This window comes from Bartonella queenslandensis (assembly GCF_018155095.1).
GTDB lineage: Bacteria > Pseudomonadota > Alphaproteobacteria > Rhizobiales > Rhizobiaceae > Bartonella > Bartonella queenslandensis_B.
In genome coordinates, this window is the sequence record NZ_NAAI01000040.1 from 1 (window position 1) to 542 (window position 542).

The window sequence follows — 542 nt, forward strand, 5'->3', positions numbered from 1 at the left end:
TCTAATCCTCCCATGCCGCTTGATGTTCAGCCGGAGCTAGGTATTAGAGCTGTTGTTCCTCAATTGCCAACGTATCTTCTTTTGCCCAATGCTTTGTTTCATGCTGGTTTGATGGATATGACTACGCAAAATAAAAAGTTGGAGACAATACGGGGTGCTTTTCATTCTTCTTGGAAAGAAGATGAAAACGCAGCTTTTTTTCTGCGTGCTTATGGGGGGAGTCATCATTATGCTTCCAATTTATCTGCTTTTGAATATGGCTATGGTGCTGAGCTCGATTATAATGCCTTTCAAGCAGGTGTTTTGTTAAACGAGACTGAGAGTTTATATACGCGTACATTCTTTGGAGCTTTGGGGAATTATGGAAATCTTTCTCTACACCCTCAGGATGTTGAACACAGCAAAAAAAGCGCATTTCATAAATGGTCTGTCGGGGCTTATGGAAGTTTGCAACATGATACTGGTTTTTATATGGATGGGGTGTTATCGTATGGCCTTTTTAAGGGGGATGTTTTGACCCTTGCACGAGGCAAAGTTGTGGC

At 41.9% G+C, this 542-nt stretch carries 1 protein-coding gene; it reads left to right on the top strand.

Features of this window, described 5'->3' with window-relative positions; genetic code table 11:
* Positions 1 to 542: autotransporter outer membrane beta-barrel domain-containing protein (locus B5V81_RS08635; protein WP_212113104.1), on the top strand; the 542-nt coding region annotated here is incomplete at both ends.